The following is a 15,163-nucleotide window of genomic DNA, read 5'->3' on the forward strand; positions in this document are numbered from 1 at the left end:
TGGTTGGCATCGTCGAAGGCGATGCTCATGCCGCCACCGTCTCGCGGGCCTGAGCGCCGAGCCGCCGGATTTCCGGCAGGCAGGAACCACAATTCGTGCCAGCCCTGAGCTGGCGGCCGATGTCTTCCGCACTCAAAGCGCCGCCGCTCGCGAAGGCCGCGCGGATGACGTTGAGGCCGACGCCGAAGCAGGCGCAGACGGTCGGACCGGGATCGGCGGCGCCGTCGAGAGCCCGGCCGGCGAGCAGCGTCAGCCGGCTCTCCGGCATCGCCGCCCCGTCGGCGAAGCCCGCCTTGACCGTGTCCCAGAGCGGCGCGCGGCCGGCCGGCGCGAGGAAAAGCGCGGCGATCAGTCGGCCGCCCTGCGTCACCGCGCAGCGATAGAGCCCGGCCCTCCTGTCGATCATCTCGGCGAGGCCGTCCGTGCCGAAGGCAGCGCGGACCTGCTCCATCCAGCGTTCAATCGATGTGTCGGCGGCGAAAAGCCGGCCCTCGCCGCCCTCGATCGCGACCCTGGCCCACCAGCTATCCTCAGGCAGGGCGAAGCTCCCGCGCGAGATGACGAAGCCCTGAAAGGCATAGGTCACGGGCGCGATCGCGGACGGCGTCGCCTTCATCTCGGGCTGGCCCGAGAACGGATCGCAGGCCGGCTGCACGGCCGCGCCCACGCGTGCATGCGAGGCCGTTTCGGCCGACCAGTGGATCGGCGCGAAGAGCGAGCCGGGCTGGAGGCCGGCGTCCAGCGCGACCTTGAGCACGACCGCGCCATGGACGTTCGAGACGCGGGCGAACCCGCCCTCGACCAGATCGAAGCGGGCGGCATCGGTGGGATGCAGATGGACGGTCGGCTCGCTGACATGCGCCGAGAGGCGCGGGCTCAGGCCGGTGCGCGTCATGCTGTGCCAGTGGTCGCGGACACGGCCGGTGTTGAGCAGCAGCGGGAAGGCCTCGCTGGTCGCGGCCGCCAGCGCCGGCATGGCGAGCGGCTTCATCCGGGCCCGGGCGTCGGCGGTGAAGAAGCCGCCATCGGCGAAGAGGCGCGGCGTGCCGGCCGGACGGCCGGACGGGACCGGCCATTGCACGGGCTTCAGCGAGTCGTAGGACCGCTTCGGCAAGGCGGCATGGGCGCCGATGTCGAAATCGCGGGTTCCGGCGTTCTCGAAGGCCGAGAGCGCGGCATGCTCGGCATAGATCTGCGAGGCGTGCGCATAGCCGAAGCCCTGCCCGAAGCCGAGGCGACGGGCGACCTCGCTGACGATCCACCAATCCGGCCTGACCTCACCGGGCAGCGGCAGGAAGGCGCGCTGGCGCGAGATGCGACGCTCGGAATTGGTGACGGTGCCGTCCTTCTCGCCCCACGCCGCAGCCGGGAGGATGACGTCCGGGCCGGCTGCGAGCGTATCGTTGGAGAGCACGTTCTCCGAGACGACGAAGAGTTCGAGCCCGCGCAGCGCCGCCTTGACGTGATCGGCGCGCGGCAAAGAGACCGCCGGATTCGTCGCCATCACCCAGAACGCCTTGACGCGCTTATCGGCCACGGCATCGAGCATGGCGACGGCCTTGAGGCCTTCGCTTCGCGCCATGTTGGGCGCGTTCCAGAAGCGGCGCACGCGGTCGATCTCGCTGGCCGAATAGCCCATATGGGCGGCGAGCATGTTGGCGAGCCCCCCGACCTCGCGCCCTCCCATCGCGTTGGGCTGGCCGGTCAGCGAGAACGGCCCGAGGCCCGGCCGGCCGATGCGGCCGGTGGCGAGGTGGCAATGCAGTATCGCCGCGACCTTGTCGGTGCCCTGCGCCGACTGGTTGACGCCCTGGCTCCAGGCCGTGACGACATTGGGCGTGCCGGCCCAGAGCGCGTAGAAGGCCGTGATCTCGGCGGTGGTGAGCCCGGTGCGCCGCGCGATGGTGGCTGGGTCGGGCGCGATGGCGCGGGCGTTGGCCAGCGTCTCGTCGAAGCCTGCGACATGGCGGGCGAGATAGGTCTGGTCGGTCAGGCCGGCTTCGGTCAGATGCACCAGCAGCCCGGCGAAGAGCACGCTGTCCGAACCCGGCTTCAGCGGCAGCACCATGTCGGCGTCCTCGGCGGTGGCCGTGACGCGCGGATCGATGACGACGAGTTTTGCGCCGCGCTCGGTCCTGTTCCGCCGCATGCGGCGAAACAGCACCGGGTGGCACCAGGCGGTGTTGGAGCCGACCAGCACGATCAGGTCGGCGCAATCAAGGTCTTGATAACTGCCGGGCACGGTGTCGGAGCCGAGCACGCGCCTGTGGCCCGCGACCGTGGACGACATGCACAGCCGCGAATTGGTGTCGACATGGGGCGAGCCGATGAAACCCTTCATCAGCTTGTTGGCGACGTAGTAGTCCTCGGTCAGGAGCTGGCCCGAAAGGTAGAAGGCGACCGCCTCGGGGCCGTCCTTCGCGATGATCGCCTTCAAGCCATCGGCGACGGCGTCGAGCGCGACATCCCAGGACACGCGGTCGTAGGCGCCCGCCGCGTTGCGCATCAGCGGGTGCAGCACGCGCGCGCCGAGGCCGAGCGTCTCGCCCAGCGCCGAACCCTTGGAGCAAAGTCTTCCGAAATTGGCCGGGTGGGCCGGATCGCCCGCGATCGCGGCGCCGCCCTTGCCGTCGGGCGTCGCCAGCACGCCGCAGCCGACCCCGCAATAGGGGCAGGTCGTGCGGACGGCGGCGTCGGGCATGCCGGGGCCGGGGAGCGCGCCGTCGATGCGCATGTCAGGCGGCCTCCCTGATGCACCAGGGCTCGCCGAAGGGCAGGTCGGCGCGGATCGCCGAGATGTCCTGGCCGGAGCGGATCAGGCCGAGATAGAACAGCGCGCCGCGGGTATCGCCGACGAGCACGCAGCCGGCGAGCCGGCCGTCGCGGAGCACGAACTTGCGGTAGACGCCGCCGGCGGGGTCGCGCAGGAGGACCGTCTCGGCGTCCTCGCCGGCCTCGAACTCGCCGGCCGAGAAGACGCCGACGCCGGAGACCTTCAGGTTGGTCGAGAGCAGCGAGCCTTGATAGGAAGCGGGCTTGCCGGCGAGCCGCGTCGCCAGCACGCGGGCCTGCTCATAGGCCGGCTCGACCAGCCCGTAGACGCTGCCGCGATGCTCGGCGCATTCGCCGATCGCGAAGATGTCGGGATCGGCGCTCGCCATGCCGTCATCGACGACGATGCCGCGATCCACTGCGACGCCGGCTGCCTTGGCCAGCCCGGCGTTCGGCCGGACGCCGATGGCGATGACGACGAGGTCGGCCGCGACGATCGCGCCGTCGGCGAGTTCGACACCCTCGACCTTGTCCGTGCCGACGAAGCCCTTGGTGGCGCTGTTCAGCCGCACCGCGATGCCGCGTTCGGCCATCGCGGAAGCGAGCAGGCCCGCGCCCTCGGCGTCGAGCTGGCGCTCCATCAGGCGATCGACGAGGTGCAGCAGCGTCACTTTCCCGCCGGCCCGGGAGAGCCCGTAGGCCGCTTCCAGCCCGAGCAGGCCGCCGCCGATGACGACGATGCGCGCGCCGCGATCGGCGTAGGATCGCATCGTCTCGACATCGCGCGTATCGCGGAAGGTCGCGACGCCTTGCAGGTCGCCGCCGGGGAAAGGCGGCTTCAGCGGCCTCGAGCCGGTGGCGAGGACGAGCTTGCCGTAAGGCAGGCTCAGGCCGTCGCTGAGCGTGACCGTCCTGGCGGCGCGGTCGATGCTCTCGACCGCGCGGCCGTATATCGTCGAGACGCCGCGCGCCTTCCACCAGGCGGCGGGCTTCAGCTCGATCTCGGTCGCTGCGATCTCGCCGGCCAGAAGCGGCGAGAGCAGCACGCGGTTATAGGCGAGCCTGCCCTCCTCGCCGATCACCGCGACGGAATAGCGGCCGAGCGCGCGCTGGCTGAGTTCGTCGACCAGCCGCGTCGCGGCCATGCCCTTCCCGACGATGATCAGCGGCTCGGCCACTACTCCCTCCCCCCGGTTGCGGGGAGGGTCGGGGTGGGGAAGAGAGTGCAGGACGTTTCGAGCCGGTCGCAGGTCGAGCCTCTTCCTGCACGCCCCCCCATCCCTAACCCTTCCCCACCGCAAGCGGGGGGAAGGGGACAGGGGCGGCGCTGCCTGAGATCGCTGGAGCGAGCGAGCATCGCCTTACGACACCCGCTTGATCTTGAGCGCCTTGAGGTAGTCCATCGGGGCCGCCGGATCGAACTTCACGCCGTCGAAGAAGGTCTCGACGCCGCGGGAGTCGCCGGTGGGAGCGCCCGCGACGCCGAGCGTCTTGGCCGCCTCGCGCCAGAGATCGGCGCGGTTGGTCTTGTCGACCAGCGCCTTGATGTCGGTCGAGGTGTCGAACTTGCCCCAGCGGATGTTCTCGGTGACGAACCAGGTGTCGAGCGATTTCCAGGGATATGAGGTCGAACCGCCTTCGCCCCAGAACTTCATTTGGAGATTTGTGCCTTTCACCTCACGGCCATTGCCGTAGTTAATGTCGCCGAGCAGGCGCTTGTTGATGTCGCTCGTCGGAACGTTGAACCACTGCCGCTTGCCGACGATCTCGGCCAGCTCCTGCCGGTTCTCGCGCTTTTCGGCCCACATCTGCGCCTCCATCACGGCCATCAGGATGGCCTGGGTCGCCTTCGGGTTGGCGTCGACGAAATCGGCGCGCATGCCGAGGATCTTTTCGGGATGTCGCGACCAGAGCTCGCCGGTGGTCAGGGCGGTGTAGCCGATGTTCTGGTTGACGAGCTGCTCGTTCCAGGGCTCGCCGACGCAGAAGCAGTCCATGTTGCCGACCTTCATGTTCGCCACCATCTGCGGCGGCGGCACGACGATGACCTTGATGTCGGTATCTGGGTCGATGCCGCCGGCGGCGAGCCAATAGCGGATCCAGAGGTCGTGGGTGCCGCCCGGGAAGGTCATCGCGGCGGTCAATTCCTTGCCGGCGGCCTTCTTGCGTTCGAAGGCCTGCTTCAGCGGCGAGGCGTCCTTCTGGACGTCGAGGTCCTTGTATTCGTTGGAGACCGAGATCGCCTGCCCGTCCTCGTTGAGATTGAGGAGCGTGTACATCGGCAGCGGCTGGCTGTTCTGCATGACCTTGCCGGTGGAGTAGAGATGCGTCTTCGGGCGCAGGATGTGGCCGCCGTCGATGCCGTTGGCCTTGAAGCCGAGCGCCATGTTGTCGCGCGTCGCGCCCCAGGACGCCTGCTTGGCGATGTCCATGTCGGGCAGGCCGTATTTGGCGAAGAGGCCCTTTTCCCTGGCGATGACCAGCGGAGCGGCGTCGGTGAGCGCGATGTAGCCGAGGCGCGTGCCCTTGACCTCGGGACCGGGAGCTTGCGCGAAAGCCCCGGCGGGGAGCGCCATCTTCGCCGCCTGGAACAGGGCGGCAGCGCCTGAAAGCCGCAACAGCCGGCGGCGGCTCGCGCCCATCTTCGTGGCCCCGGTCTCGATAGCCTGCGTCATCGATGCCTCTCGCTCAGTTGAAGTCCGGCCGCCCGCCGAAACAAAAACGCCGCGCGAAACGCGCCCGGAGGCGCCTTTCGACAGCGACGTTGCTGTGATTGTCGGTTCGGAAAATGGCGCGGGCAGCGTTGGCCGCGCTGCAACAATCCTTACAAGGATCGTGCCAACGGCCGGCTTTTCCTCGGATCGTGGAATTGCAACAGCTTGGATGAGAACGGGACGGCGGACATTGGAGGCGAATCCGATGCTGCGGCGCACAAATCGGCCGCATCCGCTTAAAAAATGCGCAACTTCCGATGTTCAGGCGTCGCCGCCCGGAAATAAGGCAGGACGGAAGACCGCCCTCGCCTGCTCCGTCATCCCGGCGGTCCGGACGAGCTGCCCCGCCTGCTCCATCCCAGCCAGGATCCACTCGGCATGGTCGGGGTCGGGCCGCAAAGCGGCGCGGTCGAAGCGGATGAAGCGATCGACCTGACGCGGCGGGCGGCCCGCGCCCTGGCGCAGTTCGAAGCGCAGGACGGGTTCGACAATCCCGACGGGAAGCGCGAGACGGCCGGGCGAGGCGAGATGCCGGGCGAAGCGTTCGGTGTTCGCCGGATCGCAAGCCCAGTCGCTCGCGCGCAGGATCGCGGCGTTGAGCTTGCCAACGGCGGTCATCCGATTCTCGGCGTCGTCGGCGCGCCAGGCCAGGACCTTGTCGGGGCGGCCGCTACCCAGATCGAGGCTCGTCAGAACCATGGCGCCGACGCCGGCGGCGACCGCGGCCGCGTTCCAGGGCGCGCCGGCGCAGAAGCCGTCGACCCGGCCGCTGCTCAGCGCCTCGACCGTCTGCGGCGGCGGCACGACCTCGAAGCGCACGTCCTCGCCGAGCCTGAGGCCGCCCTTGGCCAGCCATTCGCAGAGCAGATAGGTGTGGCTGGAGAAGGGGAACACGGCGGCGAAGGTCAGTGGCGGCAGGCCCGACGCCCTGCGGCGCGCGACCATCGCCGCCAGCGCCTGCGCCGAGACGGTGGCGTCGGCCATGTCGCCATGGCTAAGTCGCGCCATCTCCTCGAAGCGCCGGACCGAGACCGTGATCGCCGCGCCGTCGAGATTGAGCGCGATCGGCGCCGCCATCGGCGCGCGCACGCCGCCGATGCCGAGCGTGGCCGCGACCGCGGCGGGTCCCAGCATATGGGCGGCGTCGAGCAGGCGGACATTGAGCTTGTCGCGCAGGTTCGACCAGGAGACCTCGCGCACGAGTTCGAGATCGAGCCCCTCGGCCTCGGCGAAACCCTCGTCCCTGGCCAGGACGACGAGGGCGCAGTCGATCAGCGGCATGAAGCCGACCCGGAGGCGCAACGTCATCTGACGACCTTTGTCGGATCAGACCATCGGGTCATTTCAACACCTCGGCGGCCGTGATGATGGAGCGGGCGATATCGGCGAGCTTGCGCTTCTCGTTCATGGCGGTGCGCCGCATCAGGGCGTAGGCCTCGCCCTCCGGCAGGTCCTTCAGCCGCATCACGATCGCCTTGGCGCGGTCGATCGTCACGCGGTCGTCGAGGCGCGAGCGGGCGTCGTCGAGTTCCTCGCGCAGCTTGCGGAAGGCGTTGAAGCGGCTGATGCAGGTCTGCAGAATCGGCTGCATGCGCTCCTTCTTCAGCCCGTCGACGATGTAGGCCGAGACGCCAGCCTCGACCGCGGCCTCGATCGAGGCGGAATCCGACTGGTCGACGAACATCGTGATCGGCCGCCTGACATGCCGGCTGACCAGGAACATGTCGGCGAGCGCGTCGCGGCTCGGATCCTCGAGGTCGATCACGACGACATCGGGATCATGCCGCTCGATTTCGGCGACGAGCCCATGCGTCGCGCCGATGCGCACGAGATCGGTGAAGCCGGCCTCGCGCAGGCCCTCGTCGATGATGGCCGCCCGCACCGGATTGGCGTCGACGATCAGGATCTTCAGGTCCGACCTCATAGGCGGCCGCGGCGCCCCTCCGCCACGTCATCCGGCCAGGATGGCGACGCCGGCCAGCACCAGCCCGCCGCCCGCCGCGCGGGCGACCAGCGGGGCGTGACGGGCAAGCTGCGTCGCCAGAAGCAGGCCCGCGAGGTGGAGGCCGGCAGTGGTGATGACGAAGCCCGCCGCATAGCCGAACGCGCTGGCGCCAACGGGGAGTTCAGCGCCATGGGCATGGCCGTGGAAGATCGCGAAGATGGCGCAGGCCGCCGCGCCGGCCGCGAGCGGCGGCGTCGCGCGGAAGGCGATGGCGAGGCCGAGGATGACGATCGACACGGCGATGCCGGTCTCGACGCCGGGCAGGCTCGCGCCCGTCATGCCCCACCAGCCGGCGACGAGCATCATCGCGACGAAAGCGGCGGGCCAGGCGAACCGGGCCTGGCCGCCGACGAGCCCGGCCCAGAGGCCGACCGCGACCATGGCGAGCAGATGGTCGAGCCCGGTCAGGGGATGCAGCAGCCCGGCGCCGAGGCCCTGCACGGCGCCCACGCCAGTATGAGCAAGCGCCGGGCCGGCCAGCGTCAGGCCCGCAAGCGCCAATCCGGCCGGCATCGCCTTCGTCGTCATCGCCATCTCCTCAGGCCGCGGGGCGCGCGGACTTCAGTCCGCCCGTCGTCTCGATGAAGTCCACCACCACGTCGACGCCGTCGCCTTCCCGCGTATTGGCGAAGACGAAGGGACGCTTGCCGCGCATCAGCTTCGAATCCCTGTCCATCACTGCAAGATCCGCGCCGACATAGGGGGCAAGATCGGTCTTGTTGATGACCAGAAGGTCGGAACGGGTGATGCCGGGCCCGCCCTTGCGCGGGATCTTTTCGCCGGCCGCGACGTCGATGACGTAGATCGTCAGGTCGGCGAGTTCGGGCGAGAAGGTCGCGGCGAGGTTGTCGCCGCCGGATTCGATCAGGATCAGGTCGAGATCGGGGAATTTGCCGCGCATCTCCTCGACGGCGGCGAGGTTGATCGAGCAGTCCTCGCGGATCGCGGTGTGCGGACAGCCGCCGGTCTCGACGCCCATGATCCGCTCCTGCGGCAGCGCGCCGGCGACCGTCAGCAGCCGCGCATCCTCCTTGGTGTAGATGTCGTTGGTGATGGCGCAGAGGTCGTAGCGCTCGCGCATGCGCTTGCAGAGCGCCTCCATCAGCGCGGTCTTGCCGGAGCCGACCGGGCCGCCGATGCCGACGCGGAGCGGGCCGTGGGGAGAATGCGTCATGAGCGGAACAGCCTCGAATACTGGGTTTCGTGCCGCAGCGCGGCGATGTCGGAACGCAGGCAGCAGCCGCCGAGATCGTCCAGCGTCGCTGTCTCGGCGGCCAGGGCGGCCGCATGCAAGGCCGGCACCAACCCCGCCGTGATGCGCTGTCCATCGGTCTGGCCGACGATCCCTAGCCTGACCGAGGCCGAGACCAGATTGGCGACGAAGGCAAGGCCATAGGCCTCCAGAGACGGCCGCAGCGGCAGTCCGTGGCCGGCGCTGGCGACGCCGACGGCGAGCGGATAGGCGACATCGCCCGGCCAGACAGCGCGCAGCCGCTCGATCGCCTCGCAGGGCCAGGCGGCGCGCAGGGCGGCGACGAAGGCGTTGCCCTGCGTGACCGTCTCGAGCCGCCGCTCGGCCGAGTTGGCGAGCGCCAGCGCGAGCTCGGCGATCTCCGGCAGGTCGGCCCTGCCCTCGGCAACCGAACGATGGGCGCAGGCGAACAGGATCAGGTCGTTGCGCAGTGAGCCGTGGCCCACCAGCGCATCGAGCCAGTCCTGAAGCGTAGCGGCATCGGTCAGGTCGCCGGCCTCGAAGCCCCATTCGAGACCGTGCGAATAGGCGAAGGCGCCGACCGGGAAGGACGGCGACAGCCAGACCATCAGGGGCAGATGGGCGGCCATCGCCCGGCTCAGTGATCGTGCGTGTGGCCCTTATGGCCGTGGGCCGCGCCATGCTTGTGGCCGTGGTCATGCGCGTGATGATCGTGACCGCAGCCGCAGTCGTCGCCATGGGCGTGGTGGTCATGCGCGTGGCGGTCGTGACCGGCATGGTCGTGGCCGTGATCATAGGCGCCGCGCTCGGGCTGGAACGGCCGTTCGACAACCGTCATGGCACAGCCCTGGCCGCGCACCATTTCGGCCAGGACATGGTCGTTCTCGATATAGATCGCGTCGGCCGTGATCTCGGCCGGGGTGTGGCGGTTGCCGATATGCCAGGCGACGCGCATCAGCCGCAACGGGTTGTCGGACCTGATCTCGAGCAGGCTCTGCGCGGCCGCCCTGATCAGCACGAGCCGGCCGTCCTCCAGCTTGACCGCATCGCCATCGTTCAGCGCCGTCGGCTTGTCGAGATCGAGCAGGATCTCGAGCCCGGCGTCGCCCTTCAGCGCGAGGCGGCGGCGGCCGCGATCCTCATGGTCGAGGGTCAGGGTCTCGATGACGCGGTCCGCCTTGACCGCGGCTTTGCGAAGGACGGAGGTGGCGCGCAGCATGATGGTGCAACCCGGATGTCTGTGACCAGAGGCGATCGACCGATCGCGGCTCGATCACTTCGATCACCGGAGGCGCCGTGACGCAAGCCCCGCGACCTTCGGGAAGGCGGGAAGATGCGGCTTGCGCATATGAGTATCGGCACGCCCGCGCTGCTCACAGCTTGCGACGGAGACGAAATGGCCGGGCTGGCTGACGCTCTCATGCATGTCGCAGGCGAGGCAGCCATGCTCGCGGCGGATCTCGGCGACGCTATCCTGGGCGGCGGCGCGGAAGAGGGCGCGGGCGTCCGGTCGCATTTGCGCGCGGGCGATGACGAGAAGCGGATCTGACATGAGGCAGCCGTCTCCTGGCAATCGGGGATTCAGGTAACCCCCGATTACAGGGCGAGAGCCCTTCGGATGCGATGCGCCGTCCCGGCCGGTTCAAGGATCGTCGACGCGATCCGCTGATCCGGCAGGTTCGGGCGCTCAGATGCGCCTGCGCAACTGTTCGTAGATCAGGCCGAGGCCGAGCCCGAATGCGCCCGCGATCAGCGCGCTGATCAGCATGCGCTGCGGCGCGAAACCGGCGAAGTAAGCGCCGCCCTTGATCAACGGGATCAGGATCCAGTTGCCGAGCAGCATCGGGCCGAGCCAGCCGAAAACCAGGCCCCTGAGCCAGAAATCGCGCCCCGGCAGATATGGCCAGACGAGCGAGAACAATGCCCCCCAAAGCCCGCCCCAGAACATCTGGTTGATCAGGGTCGGCACGCCGAGCGGCCCGGTGGGCGCAAGGTTCCATGGCCTGGCCGACAGCAGGTTGAGCAGATTCAGGATCAGGAACATGCCCTGGTGAAAGACGACCACGGAGATCGCGGCGGCGATGAAGCCGGCGAGCAGGCCTTTCGCCGAGAGGCCGGAATCGACGGATTTGAAGGTCGCCATGGAGTGCTTTCGCTACAGGGGGTCGTCGCGTCCGCGAGACTTGCACGGTTCCGGAGACTTGCACGCGGCTCTCACCGCGGCAATCGGCGATCAGCGCCGTTCCATGCCGACGGCCGCGATGAGGCGCGGCGGCGCATCGGCGGCCTGCTTCCGGTCGAAGGCGGCCTGCGCCTTGCCGATCGCCTCGCGATGCTTGAAGGCCCAGATACCGAGCGCCTGCACCGGCTCCCAGAGCGAGCGGCCGAGATCGGTGAGCTCATAGTCGACGCGGGGCGGGACCGTCGGGAAGACGGTGCGCGTGACCAGCCCGTCACGCTCCAGCCCGCGCAAGGTCAGCGTCAGCATGCGCTGCGAGATGCCGTCGACCATGCGCTTGATCTCGTTGAAGCGGCGCGGGCCGTCGCCGAGCAGGCGCACGATCTGGATGCTCCATTTGTCGCCGACGCGGGCGAGGACCGGCGACACCACACGGCAGCTCTCGGTCACATGGCTGTGCCTCTGTTCCAAAATTGTGCCTCCTTGCAGGGCGTTAGATGGGCTTATATCCATCCTTGGTATCAAATGTATACCAAGGAAACCAGCCATGAAACTGCTTCATCTCGATTCCAGCATCCTCGCCGACAACTCCGCCAGCCGCGAGGTCTCGGCTGCGGTCGTGGCCCGGCTGCGCGAAGCCGACCCGACGGCGCAGGTGATCTATCGTGACCTTGCCGCCGATCCGCTTCCGCATCTTTCGGGCGCGCACCTCGCCGCCGCCGCCGGCGCTCCCGTCGGCGAGACGGCCAAGGCCGAGACCGCAGCGAGCGCCGCGGTTCTGGATGAGTTTCTCTCCGCCGACATCGTCGTCATAGGCGCGCCCATGTATAATTTCTCGATCCCGACGCAGCTCAAGGCCTGGATCGACCGCATCTGCGTCGCCGGCAAGACCTTCCGCTACACCGAGACGGGGCCGGAGGGCCTGGCCGGCGGCAAACGCCTGATCGTCGCGATCGCGCGCGGCAACGTCTATTCGGCGGGCGCGCCCGCGGCGCCGAACGATTTTCAGGAGCCCTATCTGCGCGCCGTCTTCGGATTTCTCGGGATCACGGCCATCGAGTTCGTCCGGGCCGAGGGCATCACCTTCGGGCCGGAGCAACGCGATGCGGCGCTGAAGGGCGCACGCGAGGCCGCGTCCGGCTTGTCGGCTATCCTGCCCAAGGCGGCCTGACCAGCCGTTGCGGACCTTTCCCGCCGATCGCTCCGGAAACGCTCGCGGCGGCCTGCCCTGCTCGACGTGCGGCAAGATAAACTTGCGCGGGGGGCAGGCTTGCTGCGGCGATTGGGTCGGGACTGATCGTGAAGCCGGCTCAACGGATCGGCGAACGGAACGGGGGAACTCCCCGATGCGTAACTCCAAGGCAGTTCCGATCCGTTGAACAACCGGCGCGGCGCGCCGCCGCTCAGCGCGGCAGCGCCTTGACCTCGACGTCGAAGCGCTTGAGCAGGCGCGACCGCTCGGCCGGACTGCCCCATTTCGGCGTGTCGTAGTCGATCAGCCTGATCTCCTCGAATTTCGGCGCGTCCGGCGAGAGCTTGGCGGTCCGGTTCGAGGGGATCGAGTTGATCCTGAGCTTGGCGTTGATGTCCTGCGCCTCGGGCGACAGCGTGAAATCGACGAAGCGGCGCGCGGCCTCGCCATTCTTGCCGCCCTTGATCACCGAGACCGAGCCGGTCTCGTAGCCGGTGCCCTCGCAGGGCGCGACCGTCTTGATCGGCGCGCCCTGCAACTGCTGCGTCAGCATGTCGTGGATGAAGGCGATGCCGACCGTCGTCTCGCCGAGCGCGGTCGCCTTCACCGGCGCGATGCCGGATTTGGTGTACTGGTTGATGTTCTTGTGCAGGGCCTTGAGATAGTCGAAGCCCTTCTCCTCGCCGAGCCGCTGCACGGTCGTCGCGAGGAAGACATAGGCCGTGCCCGACGAGTTGGGGTCGGCGATCTGGACCTCGTCGCGATATTTCGCGTCGAGCAGATCGGCCCAGCATTTCGGCTCGGGCAGGCCCTTCTTCTTCAGCAGTTCGGTGTTGTAGCCGACCCCGAGCGCGCCGAGATAGATTCCCGAGGTGCGGAATTTCGACTGCTCGGCGTGGCGGCGGGCCCAGTCATGAAGCTCGGGCAGCCTCGGCGAGCGATACTCGTCGAGCAGGCCCTCCTCGGCCGCCTGCAGATGCGGCTCGCCGGGACCGCCCCACCAGACATCGCCGCGCGGATTGCCGGCCTCGGCCTTGACCTGGGCATAGACCTCGCCGGTGCTCTTGCGCACCATCGAAACCTTGATGCCGGTCGCCTTCTCGAACATCGTCGCGCCCTCGCGGCACTGCTCCTCGAGGATCGAGCAGTAGACCGTGACCTGGCCCTGGGCCGAGGCCGGCATGGCGGCGAGGAGCGCCGCGCCTGTGAGAAGCGCGGAGGCGGACAAGCGGACCAGAGTGGACGGCATCGGCTTCCTCCCGGAACGATTTTTATTTGCCGGCAAGGAAATCGGAGGGCGCGAGGCGTGTCAATGTCGGTCGGCGAAGAGTTGCCTCAGCAGCGATCAGAACAGAAAATACCGCTGCGCCAGCGGCAGTTCCTTCGCCGGTTCGCAGACCAGCAATTCGCCATCGGCCACCACCGCATAGGTCTCCGGATCGATCCGGATATCGGGCGTGGCGTCGTTGTGGATCATGCTCTTCTTCGAGATGCCGCCACGGGTGTTCTCGACCGCGACCATCTCCTTCTCCGTGCCGAGCCGGTTCTTGAGCCCGTTCGCCATCGCCGCCTGCGAGACGAAGACGAGCGAGGTCGAGGTCACGGCCTTGCCGAAGGCGCCGAACATCGGCCGGTAATGCACCGGCTGCGGCGTCGGGATCGAGGCGTTGGGATCGCCCATCGGGGCTGCCGCGATCATGCCGCCCTTGATCACGAGATCGGGCTTGGCGGCGAAGAAGGCCGGCGACCAGATCACGAGATCGGCGAGCTTGCCGATCTCGACCGATCCGATATGGCGCGAGACGCCGTGCGCGATCGCCGGATTGATCGTGTATTTCGCGACATAGCGCCTGGCGCGGAAATTGTCGGCGCCGGTGCCGGCGTCCCGCGCCAGCGAGCCGCGCTGGACCTTCATCTTGTGCGCGGTCTGCCAGGTGCGGGTGATCACCTCGCCGATGCGGCCCATGGCTTGGGAATCCGACGACATCATCGAGAGCGCGCCGAGATCGTGCAGGATGTCCTCGGCCGCGATCGTCTCCTTGCGGATGCGGCTCTCGGCGAAGGCGAGATCCTCCGGGATCGAGGGCGACAGGTGATGGCAGACCATCAGCATGTCGAGATGCTCGTCGAGCGTGTTGACGGTGAAGGGCCGGGTCGGGTTGGTCGAGGACGGCAGCACGTTCGGGAGCCCCGCCACCTTCATGATGTCGGGCGCATGGCCGCCGCCGGCGCCCTCCGTATGGAAGGCGTGGATGGTGCGGTTCCTGAAGGCCGCGATCGTGTCCTCGACGAAGCCCGACTCGTTCAGCGTGTCGGTGTGGATCATCACCTGGACGTCGTAGTCGTCGGCGACGGAGAGGCAGTTGTCGATCGCGGCCGGCGTCGTGCCCCAGTCCTCGTGCAGCTTCATCGCGCAGGCGCCGGCTTCGATCATCTCGATCAGCGCGCCGGGCAGCGCGGCATTGCCCTTGCCGGCGAAGGCGAGGTTCATCGGGAAGGCGTCGGCGGCCTTGATCATCTGGCCGATATGCCAGGGGCCGGGCGTGCAGGTCGTCGCCAGCGTGCCATGGGCCGGGCCGGTGCCGCCGCCCAGCATGGTGGTCAACCCGCTCATCAGCGCGTCCTCGATCTGCTGCGGGCAGATGTAGTGGATGTGGCTGTCGAAGCCGCCGGCGGTGACGATCTTGCCCTCGCCGGCGATGACCTCGGTGCCGGGGCCGACGATGATCGTCTCGGACGGGTCGAAATTGCCGAAGCCCGACTGGATGTCGGGGTTGCCGGCCTTGCCGATGGCGACGATGCGCCCGCCGACGATGCCGATATCGGCTTTCACGATCCCCCAATGGTCGAGGATCAGCGCATTGGTGATGACGGTGTCGACCGCGCCTTCGCCGTTCCTGACCTGCGACTGGCCCATGCCGTCGCGGATGACCTTTCCGCCGCCGAACTTCACCTCCTCGCCATAGGTGGTGAAATCGCGCTCGACCTTGATGACGAGATCGGTGTCGCCGAGGCGCACCGTGTCGCCGGTGGTGGGGCCGAACATCGCGGCATAGGCGTTGCGGGGGTAGTTGAAGGGCATGGGCGG

15 protein-coding genes are annotated in these 15,163 nt (G+C 68.4%); 1 reads left to right on the forward strand and 14 read right to left on the reverse strand.

Features of this window, described 5'->3' with window-relative positions:
• Nucleotides 1-25: 25 nt before the first annotated feature.
• The 12 genes from AC1RRW_RS06760 to AC1RRW_RS06815 all read right to left on the reverse strand — a co-directional run bounded on the left by AC1RRW_RS06760 (nt 26) and on the right by AC1RRW_RS06815 (nt 11,396).
• Nucleotides 26-2,734 (reverse strand): molybdopterin-dependent oxidoreductase, encoded by a 2,709-nt coding sequence (locus AC1RRW_RS06760; protein WP_492899865.1) that lies wholly within the window; start codon nt 2,732-2,734, stop codon nt 26-28.
• A 1-nt stretch (nt 2,735) separates the two neighbouring features.
• Nucleotides 2,736-3,950, reverse strand: a complete 1,215-nt coding sequence (locus AC1RRW_RS06765; RefSeq protein ID WP_492899866.1) for an NAD(P)/FAD-dependent oxidoreductase — start codon at nt 3,948-3,950, stop codon at nt 2,736-2,738.
• A gap of 183 nt (nt 3,951-4,133) precedes the next feature.
• Nucleotides 4,134-5,447 (reverse strand): CmpA/NrtA family ABC transporter substrate-binding protein, encoded by a 1,314-nt coding sequence (locus tag AC1RRW_RS06770; RefSeq protein ID WP_492899867.1) that lies wholly within the window; start codon nt 5,445-5,447, stop codon nt 4,134-4,136.
• A 300-nt stretch (nt 5,448-5,747) separates the two neighbouring features.
• Nucleotides 5,748-6,794 carry a CmpA/NrtA family ABC transporter substrate-binding protein gene (locus AC1RRW_RS06775; RefSeq protein WP_492899868.1) on the reverse strand — a complete coding sequence of 349 codons (1,047 nt, stop codon included), beginning with the start codon at nt 6,792-6,794 and terminating at the stop codon, nt 5,748-5,750.
• 31 nt (nt 6,795-6,825) lie between these two features.
• On the reverse strand, nt 6,826-7,410 hold the full coding sequence (locus AC1RRW_RS06780; RefSeq protein ID WP_492899869.1) for an ANTAR domain-containing response regulator: 585 nt from the start codon (nt 7,408-7,410) through the stop codon (nt 6,826-6,828).
• A 27-nt stretch (nt 7,411-7,437) separates the two neighbouring features.
• Nucleotides 7,438-8,019 carry a HupE/UreJ family protein gene (locus tag AC1RRW_RS06785; RefSeq protein ID WP_492899870.1) on the reverse strand — a complete coding sequence of 194 codons (582 nt, stop codon included), beginning with the start codon at nt 8,017-8,019 and terminating at the stop codon, nt 7,438-7,440.
• Between the two features lie 10 nt (nt 8,020-8,029).
• Nucleotides 8,030-8,665 (reverse strand): urease accessory protein UreG, encoded by a 636-nt coding sequence (gene ureG / locus AC1RRW_RS06790; RefSeq protein WP_492899871.1) that lies wholly within the window; start codon nt 8,663-8,665, stop codon nt 8,030-8,032.
• Nucleotides 8,662-9,333 (reverse strand): urease accessory protein UreF, encoded by a 672-nt coding sequence (locus AC1RRW_RS06795; RefSeq protein ID WP_492899872.1) that lies wholly within the window; start codon nt 9,331-9,333, stop codon nt 8,662-8,664. Before AC1RRW_RS06795 ends, ureG begins: the two co-directional genes overlap by 4 nt.
• An 8-nt stretch (nt 9,334-9,341) precedes the next feature.
• Complete coding sequence (locus AC1RRW_RS06800; RefSeq protein ID WP_492899873.1) at nt 9,342-9,923, reverse strand: urease accessory protein UreE; 582 nt, start codon at nt 9,921-9,923, stop codon at nt 9,342-9,344.
• Between the two features lie 63 nt (nt 9,924-9,986).
• On the reverse strand, nt 9,987-10,256 hold the full coding sequence (locus AC1RRW_RS06805) for a putative quinol monooxygenase (RefSeq protein WP_492899874.1): 270 nt from the start codon (nt 10,254-10,256) through the stop codon (nt 9,987-9,989).
• 135 nt (nt 10,257-10,391) lie between these two features.
• A complete protein-coding gene (locus AC1RRW_RS06810) occupies nt 10,392-10,847 on the reverse strand; it encodes a hypothetical protein (protein WP_492899875.1) in 456 nt (151 codons plus the stop codon).
• 90 nt (nt 10,848-10,937) lie between these two features.
• Nucleotides 10,938-11,396, reverse strand: a complete 459-nt coding sequence (locus tag AC1RRW_RS06815; protein ID WP_492899877.1) for a winged helix-turn-helix transcriptional regulator — start codon at nt 11,394-11,396, stop codon at nt 10,938-10,940.
• A gap of 34 nt (nt 11,397-11,430) precedes the next feature.
• Between AC1RRW_RS06815 and AC1RRW_RS06820 the strand changes: the two genes are divergently transcribed.
• Nucleotides 11,431-12,054: an FMN-dependent NADH-azoreductase gene (locus AC1RRW_RS06820; protein WP_492899878.1), complete on the forward strand. Its 624-nt coding sequence runs from the start codon at nt 11,431-11,433 to the stop codon at nt 12,052-12,054.
• Nucleotides 12,055-12,286: 232 nt separating this feature from the next.
• On the opposite strand, the gene AC1RRW_RS06825 is transcribed toward AC1RRW_RS06820, so the two are convergent.
• On the reverse strand, nt 12,287-13,324 hold the full coding sequence (locus tag AC1RRW_RS06825) for an ABC transporter substrate-binding protein (protein ID WP_492899879.1): 1,038 nt from the start codon (nt 13,322-13,324) through the stop codon (nt 12,287-12,289).
• Between the two features lie 96 nt (nt 13,325-13,420).
• Nucleotides 13,421-15,157, reverse strand: a complete 1,737-nt coding sequence (gene ureC / locus AC1RRW_RS06830; protein WP_492899881.1) for an urease subunit alpha — start codon at nt 15,155-15,157, stop codon at nt 13,421-13,423.
• Nucleotides 15,158-15,163: the final 6 nt, after the last annotated feature.

Source organism: Allobosea sp. GW821-FHT12C12, assembly GCF_058807355.1.

What these genes read in the sequence shown, in the direction of transcription:
- AC1RRW_RS06785 (WP_492899870.1), bottom strand. Translation starts at nt 8,019, where the DNA reads ATGACGACGAAGGCGATGCCGGCCGGATTGGCGCTTGCGGGCCTGACG.
- AC1RRW_RS06825 (WP_492899879.1), bottom strand. Translation starts at nt 13,324, where the DNA reads ATGCCGTCCACTCTGGTCCGCTTGTCCGCCTCCGCGCTTCTCACAGGC.
- AC1RRW_RS06795 (WP_492899872.1), bottom strand. Translation starts at nt 9,333, where the DNA reads ATGGCCGCCCATCTGCCCCTGATGGTCTGGCTGTCGCCGTCCTTCCCG.
- AC1RRW_RS06775 (WP_492899868.1), bottom strand. Translation starts at nt 6,794, where the DNA reads ATGACGTTGCGCCTCCGGGTCGGCTTCATGCCGCTGATCGACTGCGCC.
- AC1RRW_RS06760 (WP_492899865.1), bottom strand. Translation starts at nt 2,734, where the DNA reads ATGCGCATCGACGGCGCGCTCCCCGGCCCCGGCATGCCCGACGCCGCC.
- AC1RRW_RS06810 (WP_492899875.1), bottom strand. Translation starts at nt 10,847, where the DNA reads ATGGCGACCTTCAAATCCGTCGATTCCGGCCTCTCGGCGAAAGGCCTG.
- AC1RRW_RS06800 (WP_492899873.1), bottom strand. Translation starts at nt 9,923, where the DNA reads ATGCTGCGCGCCACCTCCGTCCTTCGCAAAGCCGCGGTCAAGGCGGAC.
- AC1RRW_RS06780 (WP_492899869.1), bottom strand. Translation starts at nt 7,410, where the DNA reads ATGAGGTCGGACCTGAAGATCCTGATCGTCGACGCCAATCCGGTGCGG.
- AC1RRW_RS06805 (WP_492899874.1), bottom strand. Translation starts at nt 10,256, where the DNA reads ATGTCAGATCCGCTTCTCGTCATCGCCCGCGCGCAAATGCGACCGGAC.
- ureC (WP_492899881.1), bottom strand. Translation starts at nt 15,157, where the DNA reads ATGCCCTTCAACTACCCCCGCAACGCCTATGCCGCGATGTTCGGCCCC.
- AC1RRW_RS06820 (WP_492899878.1), top strand. Translation starts at nt 11,431, where the DNA reads ATGAAACTGCTTCATCTCGATTCCAGCATCCTCGCCGACAACTCCGCC.
- ureG (WP_492899871.1), bottom strand. Translation starts at nt 8,665, where the DNA reads ATGACGCATTCTCCCCACGGCCCGCTCCGCGTCGGCATCGGCGGCCCG.
- AC1RRW_RS06815 (WP_492899877.1), bottom strand. Translation starts at nt 11,396, where the DNA reads ATGGATATAAGCCCATCTAACGCCCTGCAAGGAGGCACAATTTTGGAA.
- AC1RRW_RS06770 (WP_492899867.1), bottom strand. Translation starts at nt 5,447, where the DNA reads ATGACGCAGGCTATCGAGACCGGGGCCACGAAGATGGGCGCGAGCCGC.